Raw genomic sequence first — 17592 nt, 5'->3', positions numbered from 1 at the left:
CAGGAGCTGTCTGCCGAGCTTCTGGAACGGTGACGTTATCCGCGATATCGACATTGTCGGCGCGCCGCCTGTCGGGCGTGCGTGCGGAGCAACGGAGGAGGAGTTCGTTCCATGATCGACCATCTCGGCATCGACGTTGCCGATTTCGACGCTTCGAAGGCTTTCTATGACAAGGCGATGGCGCCGCTTGGCGCCTCGCTGCTCTATATGGTGCCGCTGGAATACACAGGCGGCGCCAAGGTCGGTGGCTACGGCCGCGATCGGCCGGTGTTCTGGCTCCAGGAAGGCAAGGAGGGGCAAAACGCCCGCCAGCACGTCGCCTTCACCGCGCGCAGCCGCGCCGAGGTTGATGCTTTCCATGCCGCCGCTCTTGCCGCCGGCGGCAAGGACAATGGCGGGCCGGGCCTGCGCCCGCACTATCATGCGAACTACTATGGCGCCTTCGTCTTCGATCCCGACGGCAACAATGTCGAGGCCGTCTGCCATGATGCGGAGTGACCTGCCATGAGCCTAGACAACCGGCCGATCTACACCGGCGGCTGCCAGTGCGGCGCCGTACGCTTTCGCGTCGAGGGCGCACTCGGCGATGCCTCGGTCTGCCATTGCCGCATGTGCCAGAAGGCGAGCGGCAATTTCTACCTTCCGCTGGTCTCGGTGCGCGGCGCCAAGGTGGATTGGACGCGCGGCGAGCCCAAGCGCTTCCGCTCGTCGAACGCTGCCTGGCGTGGCTTCTGCGCCGAATGCGGAACGCCGCTGACCTTCGAGGCGCCGGACGGCATGGCGCTGGCGATTGCCGCCTTCGACGATCCGGCTGATATCGCGCCGACCATCCAGTGGGGCACGGAGGCAAAGCTGCCTTACGTCGATTCCATTCCAGAATTGCCGGGCGAGGATACGATGGCGGACATGGGTTCGGCTCCCTATCTGGCCGAGCTTGTCTCCTACCAGCATCCCGACCATGACACCGAGCAATGGCCGCTGGAGAAAACACCATGAGCGAAACCGTTCGAACCGGCGGCTGCCAGTGCGGCGCCGTGCGCTTCCGCATCAAGGGCAAGCTTGGACGCCCGTCCATCTGCCACTGCCGCATGTGCCAGAAACAGTTCGGTTCCTTTTTCGGCGCCCTGGTGACGGCGCCGAAGGACGGCGTCGAATGGACCCGTGAGGAGCCGAGCTATTTCCAGTCCTCGGTCAACATCGATCGCGGTTTCTGCGCCCGCTGCGGCACGCCGCTGACCTACCGCCAGCCTGGCGGCCTGGAGATCGCCATCGGCGCTTTCGACGATCGCTCCGACCTGGCGCCGCAGATCCAGGTCAATTACGCCGCGCGGCTGCCTTGGGTGGAGACGATCTTCGATCAGCCCGTCCACCAGGATCCAAACTATTACGCAAGGCAGGAGCAGATCATCTCCTTCCAGCATCCCGACCATGAAACAACGGACTGGCCGTCCAAAGGTTTGCAACTATGAACTCTGAACTGCGCACGCTTTATCCCGAGATCGAAGCCTTCGAGAGCGGTATGCTCGACGTCGGCGACGGCCACCAGGTCTATTGGGAACGCTCCGGCACCAAAGGCGCCAAGCCGGCAGTGTTCCTGCATGGCGGGCCGGGCGGCACCATCTCGCCAAAGCATCGGCGGCTGTTCGATCCCGATCTCTACGACGTCATCCTGTTCGACCAGCGCGGTTGCGGCAAGTCGACGCCGAATGCCTCGCTGGAGGCCAACACCACGTGGCACCTGGTCGCGGACATCGAGCGCCTGCGCGAAATGGCCGGTTTCGACAAATGGCTGGTCTTCGGCGGTTCCTGGGGTTCGACGCTGGCGCTCGCCTATGCCGAGACCCACCCGCAACGCGTCAGTGAGCTCGTTGTGCGCGGCATCTACACGCTGACCCGCCCCGAGCTCGAATGGTACTATCAGTTCGGCGTCTCCGAGATGTTTCCCGACAAGTGGGAGCGCTTCCTGGCGCCGATCCCCGAGGCCGAGCGCGGCGACATGATGGCGGCCTATCGCAAGCGGCTGGTGGGCTCCGACCGAAACGCGCAGATCGAGGCGGCCCGCGCCTGGAGCCTGTGGGAGGGCGAGACGATCACGCTTTTGCCCGAGCCGGAGACCAGCGGACCATTTGGTGAGGACGACTACGCGATCGCCTTCGCCCGCATCGAGAACCACTACTTCGTCCATGCCGGCTGGCTGGAGGAGGGGCAGTTGCTGCGCGATGCCTGGAAGTTGAAAGACATCCCCGGCACCATCGTCCACGGCCGCTACGACATGCCGTGCCCGGCACGCTACGCCTGGGCGCTGCACAAGGCCTGGCCAAAGGCGGACTTTCACCTGATCGAGGGCGCCGGCCATGCCTATTCCGAGCCGGGCATATTGGACCGGCTGATCCGGGCTACGGATGGGTTTGCGGGGAAAAACTGATGTCTGCGCTCACCCCCCTCAGGTCTGCCGGCCATATCCCCCTGAAGGGGGGAGATTGGCTGTCACCCGGGGTTTCGCAAATTTTCGGCGCCGCAAGTGGTGGCGGGACATTCGAACTGCCGATCTCCCCCCTTGAGGGGGATATGGCCGGCAGACCAGAGGGGGGCGTTCAAGCGCCCGCAGGACGATGAAAAAACAACGCCTCTACCTCTTCGACACCACGCTTCGCGATGGCCAGCAGACGCCCGGCATCGACTTCTCGGTCGAGGACAAGATTGCGATTGCAAAACTGCTCGACGAGTTCGGCCTCGACTATGTTGAAGGCGGTTACCCCGGCGCCAATCCGACCGACACGGCCTTCTTTAGGGAAAAGCGTACCGCGCAGGCAAAGTTCGTCGCCTTCGGCATGACCAAGCGGGCGGGTGTGTCGGCCTCCAACGATCCCGGGCTTGCCGCACTCGTCCAGTCGCGGTCGGACGCCATCTGCTTCGTCGCCAAGAGCTGGGACTATCATGTCCGTGTGGCGCTCGGCTGCACCAACGAGGAGAATCTGGAGTCCATCAAGGCTTCGGTGGAAGCCGCGATTGCCGCGGGGAAGGAGGCGATGGTCGATTGCGAGCATTTCTTCGACGGGTTCAAGGCCAATCCGGACTATGCGCTGGCGTGCGCCAAGACCGCCTATGATGCCGGCGCGCGCTGGGTGGTGCTTTGCGACACCAATGGCGGCACGCAGCCCTCGGAAGTACGCACTGTCGTGGAAAGCGTCGTCGCCGCGGGCATTCCCGGCGACTATCTCGGCATCCATGCCCATGACGACACCGGCCAGGCGGTGGCGAATTCGCTGGCCGCGGTCGAGGCAGGCGTGCGCCAGATCCAGGGCACGCTGAACGGCATTGGCGAGCGCTGCGGCAATGCCAATCTGATCTCCATCGTGCCGACGCTGGCGCTGAAGCCGGCCTTCGCCGACCGTTTCGAGACGGGGATTTCCGCCGAGGCGCTGGCTGGCATTTCGCGCCTGTCGCGCGCCTTCGACGAACTCTTGAACCGCGCTCCGGAGGCGCAGGCGCCCTATGTCGGCGCTTCCGCCTTCGCCACCAAGGCAGGCATCCACGCTTCGGCGCTCGCCAAGGAACCTGCGACCTATGAGCATGTGCCGCCGGAAGCGGTTGGCAACCGCCGCCGCGTCATGGTCTCCGACCAGGGCGGCAAGGCCAATTTCCTGGCCGAGCTGAAGCGGCGCGGCATCGATGTGCCGAAGGACGACCACCGGCTCGACGCATTGATAGCGGTGGTCAAGGAGCGCGAGGCTTCCGGCTACGCCTATGAGGGCGCCGACGCCTCCTTCGAGCTCCTGGCGCGCAAGATGCTGCACGGCTTGCCCGAGTTCTTCCACGTCACCTCGTTCCGTTGCATGATCGAACGCCGCTTCGATGCCAATGGCCAGTTGAAGACGGTGTCGGAAGCGGTGGTCAAGGTGCTGGTCGAGGGCGAGGAAAAGATGTCGGTGGCCGAGGGGCACGGCCCCGTCAACGCGCTCGACATCGCGCTGCGCAAGGATCTTGGCAAATACCAGGGCGAAATCGCCGATCTGGAACTCGCCGACTTCAAGGTGCGTATCCTCAATGGCGGCACCGAGGCGATCACTCGCGTCCTGATCGAATCGCATGATACGACCGGTGCCCGCTGGTGGACGGTTGGTGTTTCCGAAAACATCATCGACGCCTCGTTCCAGGCGCTGATGGATTCCATCATCTACAAGCTGATGAAGAACCGGGACATGGCGGGCTTGGTGGCGGCGGAGTAAGTTTGAACCATCAGCGAAAGTCCATTGATCCATCAGAACTTTGCGATGGTCTTGCCAAGGTTACTGGGCCATAGCGTTGGGCCATGGCCGCTGAAGCAACTACCCAGGACACAGTTTCAAAAGCCCGCCGCGGCTTCCTGCTGGCGCTGGGTGCCTATTTCTTGTGGGGGCTGCTGCCTTTCTACATGAAAGCGGTCGCGCACCTGCCGCTTGCCGAGGTGATCGCCCACCGCATCGTCTGGTCGGTGCCGATCGCCGCCGCGGTTCTGGTCTGGGCCGGCCGCACGGCGGATTTCAAGGCGGCAATCCGTTCGCCCCGCACCATCGCCATGGCGGCGCTCACGGCGGCGCTGATCTCGGTCAATTGGGGGGTCTACGTCTGGGCGATCGCCGTCGACCGCACCGTCGAGACCGCCCTTGGCTATTACATCAATCCCCTGGTCAGCGTCGTGGTCGGCGCCCTGCTGCTCGGCGAGCGGCTCGACCGGCTGCAGATCGCGGCCGTGGTGCTTGCGGCGATCGCGGTTGCCGTCCTGACGATCGAGGCTGGCAAGTTGCCATGGGTATCGCTGGCGCTGGCCTTTTCCTTCGCCGCCTACGGCTTTTTCCGCAAGACGCTGCCGATCGGCCCCAGTCAGGGTTTTCTGCTCGAAGTGCTTCTGTTGTCGGTGCCGGCCTTGGGTTATATCGCTTGGCTGATCGCCACCGGACAGGACCATTTCGTTTCCGGCAACGGCGTCGATACGGCGTTGCTGGCCGGTTGCGGACCGGTGACTGCGGTGCCGCTGCTGCTGTTCGCATTCGGCGCCAGGCTTTTGCGCCTCTCCACCATCGGCATCATGCAGTATATTGCACCGACCATTGTCTTCCTGATTGCCGTGCTGATCTTCGAAGAGCCGTTCGACACCACCCAGGCTGTCGCCTTTGCCCTGATCTGGGCGGCGCTGGCCATGTATTCCTGGTCGATGCTGGCGACGGCGCGCAGGGCTACATCTGCCCGAGCCGCCTGACGAAGAGATAGGTCGCTCCGGCGATCAACATCGAAACCGCGGTCACCACCCAGAAGCCTATGGGCGTGTTGACCAGCGGCAAGCCGCCGACATTCATGCCGAACAGGCCCGAGATGATCGTCATTGGCAACAGAACCGCGGTCATCACCGACAGTACGTAGAGCAGCCGGTTCGACTGCGTCGTCAGCTTGGCCATCAGCTCGTCCTGCAACAGCCTGGCGCGCGCCTGCAACTGCTCGCCATCATAGTGCAGCGTCTGCGCGCGGTGTGAAAGTCGTGCTGCCATGTCGTTGATCGAATCGGGCAGGTCGTTGCGGTGCGAATGGTCGAGATGGCGAAACAGATTGGTCAGCGTCGCCATCTGTCGGTGGATCACCACCAGGTGCCGGCGTGCATCGACGAGTGCCTGCCGCTCATTGTGCCATGCGTCGCAGACGATGCGGTCCTCGATGCCGTCGAGGCTGTCGGCAAGTGCAGCGAGTTCCACCGCCATGCCGTCGAACGACTGGCCCACGACCGCCTCGATCAGCTCGGCCGGCGAGCGAAACTTGCGCGAGCCGTTCTCGATCGCCTTGCGGATATTGTCGACCGACTGCAAGGGCTGCTTGCGGGCGCCGATCAGCATGGTGTCGTTGAGGGCGAAACGAAAATGGCCGAGCCCGCCGGCTTCCACCGAATAGTCGTGGCGCAGGTCCGGCAGGTCGCCGTAGAGCCAGTCATCCTCGAGGTCGATGTGACAGCCATGGCTGGCGGACAGGAAGGCTTCGCGCACAGGCGCCGGCAAGGCCTGTTCTGCGGCGATCTCGTGGCGTGCCCGCATGTCGGAAAGCTGGTAGCTGCGCCACGTCCATTGCGCGCCGGCGGCATCCTTGGTGCGCAGGCCGTCGGCGGTGAAATGATAGATGAAGAACAGCCCATGCTCGTCTGGCAGGTAGGGCGACAGGTCGGTGCCTTCCGGGGCGAGAGCAGTATCCATGGGTGCAGTGCCGGATGCATATTTCGAGCATGGCATCGCGTGGCGGCGCCTGATCGCAATGTTTAGCACGGGCGGAGCGGTTTCGTGTGACGGTTCCTTGACAGCCGATCACGCCCTCTCGAGCGGCCGCATCAATGCGTCCGCGCCTTTCGCCGCCACCGCATTGATTGCGGGACTTAGCGCTTCGAGCGCAAGGCCTCGATGATCTCGCCTGGAGTAGGGGAGTAGGGGAGTAGGGCTGTCTTACTGCCCCTATTCCCCTACATCTTGTCTATCACTGACTGCACGCCCTCCGTCGGGGCATCAACCGAGGAGCCTGCCACCATGATGGCGGCGACGATTGCCTCGGGGTCATTGACGACCAGCGGCTTGACCCGCTGTGCGGTGTGAATGAAGCCTTCGGTTGTCATATGGTCGATGAGCGCCAGCATCGGATCCCAGAATCCCCTGACGTTGGCGAAGACGATCGGCTTGCGGTGATGGCCAAGCTGCGCCCAGGTCATGATCTCCACGATCTCCTCGACTGTGCCGATGCCGCCCGGCAGCGCCACAAAGGCGTCGGATTTCTCGAACATCTTATGTTTGCGCTCGTGCATGTTTTCGGTGATCACGAGCTCGTCGAGCCGGTCTAGCGCGGTTTCGGTTGCTTCCCTGTTGATCAGGAAGCGGGGAATGATACCGGTGACCTTACCGCCGGCCTTGAGCGCGCCTTCAGCGACGGCGCCCATGATGCCCTTGGTGCCGCCGCCATAGATTAGCCTGAGGCCGGAGCGCGCAAGCGATCGCCCGAGCAGGTGACCAGCCTTGGCATAGGTTTCATCGCGGCCCGGAGACGAGCCGCAATAGACGCAGACGGATCGAATCGTATTCATGCCGATGATTGGTGATTGGGTCTGAAAGCGCGGTCAAGCCCTAAGGGCCGAGAAGTCCGGGCTTTTTCTTGTCGGTGATGGTAAAACAGGCTAGACCGGCGTTAGGTGGCTAAGGGGCAGGGAAGTAGATGGCGATCAATCCGTTGAAGGCGTTTCTGTTCGCGGCGGGTGGGACCGTCGCGGTCGCGGGAACCGCCTATGTGTCGGGCGCGCTCGACCCGTATTTCAATCGCACGCCGCCGGCGGGCGTCGCGGCGCAGGCTCCGCCTGTGGCGCCGAAGCCTGCCAATCCGGCCACGGAAGCGCGGCTGCCGCAGGCCGCGGTACCGGCCGCTCCCACCCCGGAGGCCACCGCGCCTGCCGTCGCGGGTCCGATCGCCCCGACCTTCGACGTGGTGCGCGTCGAAGGCGATGGTTCGATCGTCGTCGCCGGCAGTGCCGCGCCCAATTCAAAGGTCGAGATCCTCAACGGTTCGACCGTGATCGGCTCGACGGTCGCCGGTCCGGATGGCGCCTTTGTCATCGTGCTCGATGATCCGCTGAAGCCCGGTGACTATACGATTGCCTTGCGCTCCACCGCCGGCGATGTCGTGACCGCTTCGGCCCAGACGGCCGTCGTCTCCATTCCCGCCAATGCGAGCGGCCAGGTGCTGGCGATGGTCGAAGAACCGGGCAAGCCGGCCGAACTGCTGACCGTGCCCCAGCCGCAGACGACACCGGAAGCGCCTGCAGCCGCGGCTCCGGCGCCAGGCGCGTCCGCCGCCGTCGAAGCAACGCCTGCTCCTGCGGCGCCGACAACGCCGCCCGCGGCATCCGTGGCCGAACCCAAGATCGTCGTCGAAGCGGTCGAGATTGACGGCAGCAAGATCTTTGTCGCCGGCCTCGCCGACCCGGGCCGCAAGGTGCGCGCCTATGCCAACGACATCCTGCTTGGCGAGGCGCAGACATCGCCGGATGGCCATTTCCTGGTTGAGGCGAGGCGCGACGTACCGGTCGGCAGTTACACCATCCGTGTCGATGGCCTCGATACCGACGGGGTGAAGGTGGTGGCCCGCGCCGCCGTGCCGTTCGAGCGCGAACCGGGCGAGGCGGTCGCCGCCGTGGCGCCTGCTGGATCCAAGGCGGCCGATGCAAAGCCTGCTGAACCGTCGGCTGCCGCTGAAGCGCCCGCCGCTGTCGCGCCCAACCCGGCGGAACCGGCTCCGGCCGATGCAGCGGCCACGCCGCCTTCCGATGTGGCCGAGACCGTTTCACCTAAGCTCGAACATGCCGATGGCGCCGTGATCATCCGCCGTCACGACACGCTGTGGCGGATTTCGCGGCGCGTTTACGGTTACGGCATGCGCTACTCGACGATCTATCTCGCCAACCAGGACCAGATCCGCAATCCCGACCGCATCTGGCCGGGACAGGTGTTCAAGGTCCCGCCACGGTCGAAGGAAGGTGAGGCCGCCGACCTCAAGGCGATGGGTGACCAGATGACGACGAATTCGGCGAAGACGGAGTAGGCAAGCGTCAACGGGACGGCTGCAAGCCGATCCTTCGCAGCCCTTCGCCTGCAATCTCCCCATCCGGCCAGCTTGCCTCGTCACTGTTCATCGTCTATCGCCGATGAACGATGACCGAATCCCTGCCTGAACCGGACCGCGCGACGAGCGCGCCAACCTCTTGCACCACCGACAGCCACTCCATCGCTGCCCGCCTCGCCGCGCTCTCGCACCCCGCGCGCATCGAGATCCTGAAACGCCTGTCTGCCAGCGGTTTCTGCTGCTGTCGCGACGTCGTCGACCATCTCGATCTCGCCCAGTCGACCGTCTCGCAGCATCTGAAGATCCTGGTCGAGGCGGGGCTGGTGCGCTTCGCGCCTGACCGCCAGCGCTCGCGTTACGAGGTGGACCAAGCCGCGCTTGCCGGCGTGTCGGCTTCGCTGAGCGCGCTCGTCGTTTCCTGTTCGACCAGCCGCTGACCCTCTCACCCAAAAGGCAAGAAAAGTGGCCGAAAAAACCGTCTCCGCCGATTCCCCGACCTTCAAGACGCTGCTTAACCTCTGGCCCTATATGTGGCCGGCGGATCGTGCCGATCTGCGGGCGCGGGTCACCTGGGCGACAATTCTGCTGGTGGTTGCCAAGCTGACATTGGTCGCGGGACCCTATTTCTTCAAATGGGCGACCGACGCCTTGGCCGGCGGCGGCAAATCGACGCCGCCGCTGCCCGCCTTCCTGCTCGCCCCGGTCATGTTGGTTGTCGCATACAATGTCGTGCGGCTCGTGCAACTCGGCTTCAACCAGTTGCGCGACGCGCTGTTTGCCCGCGTCGGCCAGTACGCGGTGCGCCAGCTTGCCTTTCGCACCTTCGTCCACATGCACCAGTTGTCCCTGCGCTTCCATCTCGAGCGGCGCACCGGCGGCCTGTCGCGCATCATCGAGCGCGGCACCAAGGGCATCGAGACGATCGTGCGCTTCATCATGCTCAACACGGCGCCGACCATCCTCGAATTCGCGCTGACCACGGGCATCTTCGCCTACACCTATGGCTGGAAATACGTAGCCGTGGTGGCGGTCACCGTCTGGCTCTATGTCTGGTTCACGGTTCGCGCCAGCGACTGGCGCATTTCGATCCGCCGCGACATGAACGACAGCGACACCGACGCCAACACCAAGGCGATCGACTCTCTGCTCAATTTCGAGACGGTTAAATATTTCAACAACGAGGCCATGGAGGCCGAGCGCTTCGACCGCTCCATGGCGCGTTACGAGATGTCGGCGACCAGGATCTGGACGTCGCTCGGCTGGCTGAATTTCGGCCAAGGCGTCATCTACGGGCTGGGCACCGTCATCGTCATGTGCATGTCCGCGCTCGAGGTGCAGGGCGGCACGCAGACCGTCGGTGATTTTGTCTTCATCAACGCCATGCTGATGCAACTCTCGGTGCCGCTCAATTTCATCGGTTTCATCTACCGCGAGATTCGCCAGGGCCTCACGGATATCGAGCAGATGTTCGACCTGCTCGACGTGCCGCAGGAGATCGTCGACAAGCCCGGTGCCAGGCCGCTCGCGATCGAGGCCGGCAAGGTCGAATTCCGCGACGTGCATTTCTCCTACGACCCGAACCGCAAGATCCTGAAAGGCGTCAGCTTCGAGGTGCCGGCCGGCAAGACGGTCGCCATCGTCGGCCCTTCGGGCGCGGGCAAGTCGACCATCTCGCGGCTGCTGTTCCGCTTCTACGACATCCAGTCGGGCCAGGTGCTGATCGACGGCCAGGATGTCAGGGAGGTGACGCAGGAGAGCCTGCGCGCGGCGATCGGCATGGTGCCGCAGGACACCGTGCTGTTCAATGACACCATCGCCTACAACATTCGCTACGGCCGTATCGGCGCCAGCGAGGAGGAGGTGCGCAAGGCGGCCGAACTCGCCCAGATCGGCCCCTTCATCGAGCGGCTGCCCGAAGGCTACCGCTCGATGGTCGGCGAGCGCGGTCTGAAGCTTTCCGGCGGCGAGAAGCAGCGCGTAGCGATTGCCCGCACCATCCTCAAGGCGCCGCCGATCCTGATGCTCGACGAGGCGACCTCGGCGCTGGACAGCCATACCGAACAGGAGATCCAGGCTGCCCTCGACTTGGTCAGCCGGGGCCGCACCACCATCGTCATCGCCCACCGGCTGTCGACGGTGATCACGGCCGACGAAATCATCGTGCTCAAGGACGGCCAGATCGCCGAACGCGGCACCCATGCCGACCTGATGCGCAAGCACGGGCTTTACGCCTCGATGTGGGACCGCCAGCGCGAGGCGACCGAAGCTGAGGAGCGTCTGCGCATTGCCCGCGAAAGCGACGAACTGGGCATAGTGGTGCGCAGGCGCACATCGGAGCTGTCTTAGCGGCCGCTTTCCTTCTCCCTCGTGGAAGAAGGTGGATCGGCGCATGGCGTCCAGACGGCTGAAGGGTACTGGCGCCGTATTTGCCAGCTGGAACACCCCTTCCCATTGTCGCGTTGCGGGCGGAGGGTGTTTCGGTTATTGAGGCCGGACCTGAAACAGGGACTGCCCCATCCCATGAGCCTTGTCGATACGGTCAAGAACGCGTTCGTACCGATCCATCGCGAGGGCTATCCGTTCATCGCCGCCTTCGGCGCGGGCACGCTTTTCCTCGGATATTTCTCCTCGATCCTGTTCTGGATCGGGCTCATCCTCACCGCTTGGTGCGCTTATTTCTTCCGCGATCCCGAGCGGGTGACGCCGGTCGACGACCGTCTGGTGGTGAGCCCCGCCGACGGCGTCATTTCGGCGGTCGGTCCGGCCGTGCCGCCGCGCGAGCTTGGCCTCGGCAGTGGCGAAATGACCCGCATATCGGTGTTCATGAACGTCTTTTCCTGCCACGTGAACCGCGCTCCGGTGCGCGGCAAGATTTCCCGTATCGAGCATCGGCCCGGAAAATTCCTCAACGCCGAACTCGACAAGGCGAGTACCGAGAACGAGCGCAACGGGCTGGTCATCGACAGCCCCAACGGCACCGTCGCGGCGGTGCAGATCGCCGGTCTCGTGGCGCGGCGCATCGTCTGCTGGGCCGAGGCCGGCGGCTCGATCGCCATCGGCGAACGCTTCGGCCTGATCCGCTTCGGTTCGCGCGTCGATGTCTTCCTGCCGGAAGCGGCGACGCCGCGCGTGGCCGTCGGCCAGACGGCGGTCGCCGGCGAAACGGTGCTGGCGGAATTCGGCGGTGTCGCCGCCACGCCTCTCGTGCGGATCTCCTGACCGGTGGGCGCGCCGTTCAAGAAATTCGAGGCGCATGCCAGCGGCGGCCCGCGCATCCGCGAAATCCCGATGCGCATGGTGCTGCCCAATCTGGTTACGGTGCTCGCCATCTGCGCCGGCCTGTCCGGCATCCGCTTCGCCTTCGAGAACCGCTTCGAGCCCGCGGTCGTCATGGTGCTGCTTGCCGCTTTCCTCGACGGCATAGACGGCCGTCTGGCGCGGATGCTGAAGGCTACATCGAAATTCGGCGCGCAGATGGATTCGCTGGCCGACATCGTCAATTTCGGCGTGGCGCCCGCGCTGGTGCTTTACGCTTTCCTGCTCGACCGCGCGGGATCGCCGGGCTGGATTGCCGCCCTTTTGTTCACCATCGCCTGCGGCATGCGGCTCGCCCGCTTCAATGTTCTTGACGAGGAAAAGGCCGAGCGGCCGGCGTGGCAGACCGAATATTTCGTTGGCGTGCCGGCGCCGGCGGGCGCCGTGCTGGTGATGCTGCCGCTCTATCTGTATTTCCTGCGGCTCGGGCTGGAGCCCAGCCGCCCGGCCGCCTTCATCGCCACCGGCTTCACCATACTGGTCGCCTTCCTGCTGGTCAGCCGTTTGCCGGTCTATTCGGGAAAGAGCGTCAAGGTGCCGGGTGACAAGGTGTTGCCGGTCATCCTGGGTGTCGTGTTCTACATTCTGCTCTTGATGACCTATCCCTGGTACACGCTGACGGCCTCCGTCGCCGGTTATCTCCTCTTCCTGCCCTTCAGCGTGCGTGCCTATTCGAAGCGTGCCAGGCTGGAAGGCGAGCAGGTGCCGCCTTCGGATATAGGATAACGCTGTTATCCCTCTTTGAAGGCGGAGCTGTCGCCGAAAGCGACAGAGGGTGCATTGAGCGCCAACGCTTTCCGCCCAGGCGTGCGATTTATGCGAGACGACCCCTTCTGGCCGCCTACGCCGCCGCACTCAGCCCCAGACGATCGATGGCCAGTTTACGGGTCGACACATAGTCGGTCTTGCCCGAGCCCAGCGCCGGGATCTCTTCCACCTTGACGATGTCGTTGGGCACCATCAGTTCGGCGGCCCCGGCTTTCTTGCCGAATTGGCGCAGTTCCTCGGCACTTGCATCGTCGGCGGTGGTGACCAGCACGATGCGCTCGCCGCGCCTTTTGTCGGGCACCGCCACGGCGGCATGGCGTTCTTCCGGCCACAGCGACTGCACCAGCATCTCGACCGCACCCAGCGACACCATCTCGCCGGCGATCTTGGCGAAACGCTTGGCCCGGCCGCGAATGGTGACGAAGCCCTCGCGGTCGACCGAGACGATGTCGCCGGTGTCGTGCCAGCCGTCGAGCCGCTGCAATTCGCCCGGCCGGTCGGCGGTCATGTAGCCCATCATCATATTCGGACCGTCGAGCCACAGACGGCCGGCACCCTCGATCCCTTCGACGGGTTCGAGCTTCATGCGGATGGCCGGCAGCAGCCGCCCGACGGTGCCGTCGCGGCTATGGATGGCGGTGTTGACGGCGACCACGGGCGCGGCCTCGGTCAGCCCAAAGCCTTCGATGATCTCGGCCTGGAAACGCTCGCGATAAGTGCGGCGGGTTTCCGGCTTCACCGCTTCGGCGCCGGCGACGACGAAGCGCAGGCTGGAAAAATCGCCGTCCTTGGCGGTCCGCGCGTAATTGGCGAGGAAAGTGTCGGTGCCGAACATGACCGTCGGCTTCACCTTACGGGCGATCTCGGGAATGATCTTGTAGTGGAGAGGCGAGGGGTACAGGAAGAGTTTCACCCCTGTGACCAGCGGCAGGATGGTGCCGCCCGTCAGTCCGAAGGAGTGGAACACAGGCAACACGTTGAGCAGGATATCGGCCGGCGAGATGGTGATGCGAGCTTCCGCCTGCATGGCGTTGGCGTAGAGGTTCTTGTGCGACAGCACCACCGCCTTCGGCGTGCCTTCCGAGCCGGAGGTGAACAGGATCACCGCGGGTTTGGCCGCGTCCTGGCGCTGCAGCGGCCAGCGCCACAGCAAGGCGGCGGCAAGCTTCTCCAGCGCCGTCAGGCCGGCGCGCGTATCCTCCAGCCAGAGAAACTTCGCGCCGCCCTTTTCGACCGCCGCGACGATATCGCCGAGGTCGGCCTTCTCGATGAAGGCGCGGGACGAGACGACCGTGCGGATCACCGCCGTGCGGATGGCGGCGGTGACGCTGGCCGGACCCGCGGTGTAGTTGATCATCGCGGCCACCCGACCGGCCGAGAGCAGCCCGACGAACGACAGCACCACGCCATTGGCGTTGGGCAGGAGCAGGCCGACCGCTTCGCCGGGCGCCGTCACCGCCTCGAAACGCCTGCCCAGCACACGCGCGCCGATAAACAGTTTTCGATAGCTGAGCGCCCCCGAGACGACGTCCTCGATGATCGGATGCGATGCGCCGACCCTGGTTGCGGCGTCACGCATGGCCAGGAACAGGCCGCGATCGAGATCGGCGGCTGCGAAGCGGGCCTCTGCGAAGCGGTCGAACAGCGCGTTGGTGTTCGAGGCTTGGTCGGGAATGCGCGCCACCAGCTCGGCTATGGTCATTGGTTCCAATGCGCTGATCGACAGGCGCGGGAACCAGCGCCGTGGCGCGATGCTGGCCGGCGTCAACGAGACCGGAAGGTCGCGGGCGCCGCCGACGAAGATCGGCACGATGCGGGCGTCGGCCTGCATGGCGATGCGCGTGACAGCGCGAAACAGCCGGAACGACTTGACGTCGGGCTCGACCGCGTCCGGCAGGTAGACGGCAAGCCGGCCCTTGCCCTTCAGCACGCGCACCAGCCTGCGGCTGACGAAGACGTGCTCGGCGTTGAAGGCAATGGTGCGGCCAAGCTCGCGCCACGGCTCCAGCCATGGCGCCTTGGCCGAGGCTCCATCGAGTATGTGCAGCGTGTCGTCAGGCAGCAGCGACAGCATCAGCGCCGGTTCGAAGTGCGACTGATGTGAAATGACATAGATGACTGGCGCCGCCGCGTCGCTCGCGATCGCGATGCGGCTGTCGCTGATCCGGTAGGCGAGCTTGAACGGCACGTAGAGCAGCGCCTGGGCAAAGCGCAGGCCGAGGCGGAACTTTTCCACCACGCCGATCAGCAGCCAGGCCACGACCAGACCCGCAAGCAGCGCCAGTGTCAGGATCATGCCGCGTCTCTCCCAACGTTCCTTGCACCTCGGCTCTGCGGCCGCTTCGGCAAGAACCTAGACGATGTGCGGGCAAGGTCAATGCGGAAGGCCTCCTGCCGCCTCTCACGAAGGGACGGGCAAAAGCGGCATCCTTTACGCCGTCTTCAGTCTCCCGCTGATGAAGCGGAATTCCTGCGTTTTGCCGCCATAACCGTAGGCGGCGGCCGGCACTTCATGGACGAAGGCGTAGCTTTCTTCGTGCACGGACCCGAGCAGGCGCCCGAAGGCGGCGAAGATCGCCTTGAGATAGGCTTCCAGCTCGAGCTTGGTGTTGGTGCCGTCGACCACCTTGATGTCGAGCCAGAACGTATTGGTCCCATGCTCGGCCAGCGATGTGCCGCCGGCGAACCAGTGCTGCGGATCGAGATAGGAGACGGCAACCGCCGTTATGGTCGGATCCTTGCGAAGGTGTGTTGCGGTGAGTTCGGTCGCCTCCTTGGCGATCCTGGCGGACAGCGCGGCGTCGGGCTTCCCGGTGACGCTGATGTTGATGATGGGCATTGTCCTTCTCCTTGGTTCGGGCGGCCTCTGTCAGCCGATGACGCAACCATGTCACCAGCCATGAGTCATGAAAATCGAATTGTTTTTAAATAATAGTTCGGTAATATCGAATTATGAAAATGCTCGATCCCGACCTCCTGAGGACATTCCTCGCCTTCGCCGACGGCGGCTCGCTGGCGCAGGCGGCCTCTGTTGTTGGCCGTTCACCGTCGGCGGTGACGGCGCAGATGCAGCGGTTGGAAGAGGCCGTCGGCGAACCGCTCCTGGCGCCGCAGGGCAGGGGGCGCGGCCTGACGCCGACCGGTGAGGAGCTTGTCGGCTACGCCCGGCGTATCCTTGCAGCGCATCGTGAAGCCTGGCTCGGCCTGAAGGGCGCGAAGGCCGACGGACGCATCGCGATCGGCACGACGCAGGATTTCGCCGACAGTGGCTTGCCCGATCTGCTGCGTGCCTTCGCCGAAAGCCATCCACGCGTCAGGATCGAGCTGCGCGTCGGCCGCTCCGCCGAACTGGCGCAAGCCCTTCAGGGCGGTAGCCTGGATCTGGCGATCGTCATGCGGCAGGCGGCGACGCCGGACGAAATCGGCGTGCTGCGCGAGCCGATGGTGTGGCTGTGTTCGCAAAAAGGGCTGGCTGCGCGACAGGACGAATTGCCGCTTGCGCTGCTCGATCCGCATTGTGGCTTCCGCGAAGCGGCAATCTCGGCGCTCGATGCGGCCGGCCGGCGCTATCGCATCGCGGCCGGCAGCGGCAGCCTGGCCGGCCTGCGCACGGCGGTCAACGCCGGCATTGCGCTGACGCTACGCACCGCACGCTTTGCCCATTCCGGGATTGTCGAAGCACCCCACATATTCGACCTGCCGCCCGTGCCCGTTGCTGAATTCGCCATCCGGCTGCGCGCCAATGCCGAGAACCCGGCGCGGGACCTGGCCGCACTGCTCGGCGCCGGCCTGGCACTGCCAGGACTTTTTGGCTGACAGCGGTCTGTTTTCCGGCGCGGGCCAAAGAAAAAGCCGACCTTGCGATCGGCTTGGAGTAGGACGGACCGAGGGGTTTGGGGGGACTCGGGGGGGTGGTCCGTCGGCTCAACAATGCCTGAACCGGATGATGGTTCCGTGACTGCGCAAATTTTTTTGGGCTCGGCTTTCACAACGGACCTGGCGCTTGTTGCTGCTTTGCCGACAGCCAGTCGCGGCCGGCATGGGCAAACACCGCGCAAAGCACGATCGCGCCGCCGATCATGCTGGCCACGGGCGGTATCTCGGCCAGGAACAGGAAGGCAAACAGGATGGCGAACGGCACTTCGGCAGAGCCGAGCAGGCCGGATTCAGCCGCCGGGATGAGCCTCGCGCCTTCCGTCCACAGGATCGAGGAGAGTGCGAAGCTCGAGCCGAAGGCGACGAGCAGCACGGCGTCCCTTGCCGAGACGGCAAGCGGGTCGGTGACGAACCAGCCAAATATGAACAACAGCAGGGCCGACACCGCGCCTGCCCAGACCGCGGGCGTGTCGCGGAAGGCGCGCACCATGATCATGTAGAGCGCGCTGCCGATCGTCATCAGCAGCGCCAGTCCGTCTCCGAACAGATTGCCGGTACCGAAGCTCGACCAGACCATGACCGCGACGCCGCCAAGCGAGACCGCGGCGGCTAACATCGTCTGCAGGCGGAAGGGCTCGCGCACCAGCAGGAAGGCGAGCAGCGCGGCAATAAAAGGCGACGTCGCGTAGATGACCGTGACATTGGCGACGAAGGTGAATTTGAAGGCGGAGATGAAGGCGATGCTGGCCAGCGCGCCTTCCACCGCCAGCAGCCAGCCGCGCCAGCCGAGCCGCAGCGTTTCGCGCTTGCCGGAGCGGTGGCGGCGCCACAGCACATAGAGGCTGATCAGGATGAAGCCAACGAGGCCGCGCCAGCAGGTGATGGTCAGCGGATCGGCATGGATCGATTTGGTCAGCACACCGGTCAGCCCGAACACCGCCGCCGACGACGACACCAGGATGATGCCAAGTGTCCGTTCTGCGGTGTCGGTGGCGGCTGCTACGTCGGTCATGAAAG

General features: G+C 64.6%; 17 protein-coding genes. 12 read left to right on the top strand and 5 right to left on the bottom strand.

The window, feature by feature from the left end:
• Positions 1–111 precede the first annotated feature (111 nt).
• The 6 genes from LB566_RS02470 (at position 112) to rarD (ending at position 5239) form a co-directional block, all read left to right on the top strand.
• Positions 112–498, top strand: coding sequence for a VOC family protein (locus LB566_RS02470; protein WP_224622889.1), 387 nt, complete (start codon positions 112–114; stop codon positions 496–498).
• 6 nt (positions 499–504) lie between these two features.
• Positions 505–996 carry a GFA family protein gene (locus LB566_RS02465; RefSeq protein ID WP_224622888.1) on the top strand — a complete coding sequence of 164 codons (492 nt, stop codon included), beginning with the start codon at positions 505–507 and terminating at the stop codon, positions 994–996.
• Positions 993–1469, top strand: a complete 477-nt coding sequence (locus LB566_RS02460) for a GFA family protein (protein WP_224622886.1) — start codon at positions 993–995, stop codon at positions 1467–1469. Before LB566_RS02465 ends, LB566_RS02460 begins: the two co-directional genes overlap by 4 nt.
• Positions 1466–2425 (top strand): prolyl aminopeptidase, encoded by a 960-nt coding sequence (gene pip, locus LB566_RS02455; RefSeq protein ID WP_224622884.1) that lies wholly within the window; start codon positions 1466–1468, stop codon positions 2423–2425. The genes LB566_RS02460 and pip overlap by 4 nt, the downstream gene beginning before the upstream one ends.
• A 187-nt stretch (positions 2426–2612) precedes the next feature.
• The gene (gene cimA / locus LB566_RS02450; protein WP_224622882.1) at positions 2613–4229 is read left to right on the top strand and encodes a citramalate synthase; all 1617 of its coding nucleotides are present in this window, start codon (positions 2613–2615) and stop codon (positions 4227–4229) included.
• An 83-nt stretch (positions 4230–4312) separates the two neighbouring features.
• On the top strand, positions 4313–5239 hold the full coding sequence (rarD, locus tag LB566_RS02445; RefSeq protein ID WP_224622880.1) for an EamA family transporter RarD: 927 nt from the start codon (positions 4313–4315) through the stop codon (positions 5237–5239).
• Here rarD and LB566_RS02440 read toward each other — a convergent pair.
• Together LB566_RS02440 and LB566_RS02435 are read right to left on the bottom strand one after the other, a co-directional pair.
• Complete coding sequence (locus tag LB566_RS02440) at positions 5217–6215, bottom strand: transporter (protein ID WP_140549314.1); 999 nt, start codon at positions 6213–6215, stop codon at positions 5217–5219. The two genes, rarD and LB566_RS02440, sit on opposite strands and share 23 nt — an antisense overlap.
• Positions 6216–6475: 260 nt before the next feature.
• Complete coding sequence (locus LB566_RS02435) at positions 6476–7087, bottom strand: TIGR00730 family Rossman fold protein (RefSeq protein WP_224622878.1); 612 nt, start codon at positions 7085–7087, stop codon at positions 6476–6478.
• 128 nt (positions 7088–7215) lie between these two features.
• Between LB566_RS02435 and LB566_RS02430 the strand changes: the two genes are divergently transcribed.
• The 5 genes from LB566_RS02430 (at position 7216) to LB566_RS02410 (ending at position 12657) form a co-directional block, all read left to right on the top strand.
• Positions 7216–8595: a LysM peptidoglycan-binding domain-containing protein gene (locus tag LB566_RS02430; RefSeq protein WP_224622876.1), complete on the top strand. Its 1380-nt coding sequence runs from the start codon at positions 7216–7218 to the stop codon at positions 8593–8595.
• A 110-nt stretch (positions 8596–8705) separates the two neighbouring features.
• Positions 8706–9053 carry an ArsR/SmtB family transcription factor gene (locus tag LB566_RS02425; RefSeq protein WP_224622874.1) on the top strand — a complete coding sequence of 116 codons (348 nt, stop codon included), beginning with the start codon at positions 8706–8708 and terminating at the stop codon, positions 9051–9053.
• A gap of 25 nt (positions 9054–9078) precedes the next feature.
• A complete protein-coding gene (locus LB566_RS02420) occupies positions 9079–10962 on the top strand; it encodes an ABCB family ABC transporter ATP-binding protein/permease (protein ID WP_140549310.1) in 1884 nt (627 codons plus the stop codon).
• Between the two features lie 174 nt (positions 10963–11136).
• On the top strand, positions 11137–11835 hold the full coding sequence (locus tag LB566_RS02415; RefSeq protein WP_224622872.1) for a phosphatidylserine decarboxylase: 699 nt from the start codon (positions 11137–11139) through the stop codon (positions 11833–11835).
• Between the two features lie 3 nt (positions 11836–11838).
• Positions 11839–12657 (top strand): CDP-alcohol phosphatidyltransferase family protein, encoded by an 819-nt coding sequence (locus LB566_RS02410; RefSeq protein ID WP_140549308.1) that lies wholly within the window; start codon positions 11839–11841, stop codon positions 12655–12657.
• A 115-nt stretch (positions 12658–12772) separates the two neighbouring features.
• Here LB566_RS02410 and LB566_RS02405 read toward each other — a convergent pair whose 3' ends face one another.
• Together LB566_RS02405 and LB566_RS02400 are read right to left on the bottom strand one after the other, a co-directional pair.
• Positions 12773–14995, bottom strand: coding sequence for an AMP-binding protein (locus tag LB566_RS02405; RefSeq protein WP_224622870.1), 2223 nt, complete (start codon positions 14993–14995; stop codon positions 12773–12775).
• A gap of 135 nt (positions 14996–15130) precedes the next feature.
• Positions 15131–15538, bottom strand: a complete 408-nt coding sequence (locus LB566_RS02400; protein WP_140549306.1) for a tautomerase family protein — start codon at positions 15536–15538, stop codon at positions 15131–15133.
• Between the two features lie 113 nt (positions 15539–15651).
• Here LB566_RS02400 and LB566_RS02395 point away from each other — a divergent pair, with 113 nt between their 5' ends.
• On the top strand, positions 15652–16515 hold the full coding sequence (locus tag LB566_RS02395; RefSeq protein ID WP_224622868.1) for a LysR substrate-binding domain-containing protein: 864 nt from the start codon (positions 15652–15654) through the stop codon (positions 16513–16515).
• Positions 16516–16684: 169 nt separating this feature from the next.
• Here the strand turns inward: LB566_RS02395 and LB566_RS02390 are convergent, their stop codons facing one another.
• A complete protein-coding gene (locus LB566_RS02390) occupies positions 16685–17587 on the bottom strand; it encodes a DMT family transporter (protein ID WP_224622866.1) in 903 nt (300 codons plus the stop codon).
• Positions 17588–17592 lie beyond the last annotated feature (5 nt).

Source organism: Mesorhizobium sp. CA13 (assembly GCF_020165235.1).
Lineage (GTDB): Bacteria > Pseudomonadota > Alphaproteobacteria > Rhizobiales > Rhizobiaceae > Mesorhizobium.
Note: the sequence above shows the minus strand (reverse complement) of the source record. Positions and strands in the feature narration are given on the sequence as shown.

Coding starts and splice junctions, on each gene's coding strand:
- LB566_RS02465 (WP_224622888.1), top strand. CDS start 505: ATGAGCCTAGACAACCGGCCGATCTACACCGGCGGCTGCCAGTGCGGC.
- LB566_RS02390 (WP_224622866.1), bottom strand. CDS start 17,587: ATGACCGACGTAGCAGCCGCCACCGACACCGCAGAACGGACACTTGGC.
- LB566_RS02400 (WP_140549306.1), bottom strand. CDS start 15,538: ATGCCCATCATCAACATCAGCGTCACCGGGAAGCCCGACGCCGCGCTG.
- LB566_RS02435 (WP_224622878.1), bottom strand. CDS start 7,087: ATGAATACGATTCGATCCGTCTGCGTCTATTGCGGCTCGTCTCCGGGC.
- cimA (WP_224622882.1), top strand. CDS start 2,613: ATGAAAAAACAACGCCTCTACCTCTTCGACACCACGCTTCGCGATGGC.
- LB566_RS02405 (WP_224622870.1), bottom strand. CDS start 14,995: ATGATCCTGACACTGGCGCTGCTTGCGGGTCTGGTCGTGGCCTGGCTG.
- LB566_RS02430 (WP_224622876.1), top strand. CDS start 7,216: ATGGCGATCAATCCGTTGAAGGCGTTTCTGTTCGCGGCGGGTGGGACC.
- LB566_RS02440 (WP_140549314.1), bottom strand. CDS start 6,215: ATGGATACTGCTCTCGCCCCGGAAGGCACCGACCTGTCGCCCTACCTG.
- LB566_RS02470 (WP_224622889.1), top strand. CDS start 112: ATGATCGACCATCTCGGCATCGACGTTGCCGATTTCGACGCTTCGAAG.
- rarD (WP_224622880.1), top strand. CDS start 4,313: ATGGCCGCTGAAGCAACTACCCAGGACACAGTTTCAAAAGCCCGCCGC.
- LB566_RS02460 (WP_224622886.1), top strand. CDS start 993: ATGAGCGAAACCGTTCGAACCGGCGGCTGCCAGTGCGGCGCCGTGCGC.
- LB566_RS02415 (WP_224622872.1), top strand. CDS start 11,137: ATGAGCCTTGTCGATACGGTCAAGAACGCGTTCGTACCGATCCATCGC.
- LB566_RS02395 (WP_224622868.1), top strand. CDS start 15,652: ATGAAAATGCTCGATCCCGACCTCCTGAGGACATTCCTCGCCTTCGCC.
- pip (WP_224622884.1), top strand. CDS start 1,466: ATGAACTCTGAACTGCGCACGCTTTATCCCGAGATCGAAGCCTTCGAG.
- LB566_RS02425 (WP_224622874.1), top strand. CDS start 8,706: ATGACCGAATCCCTGCCTGAACCGGACCGCGCGACGAGCGCGCCAACC.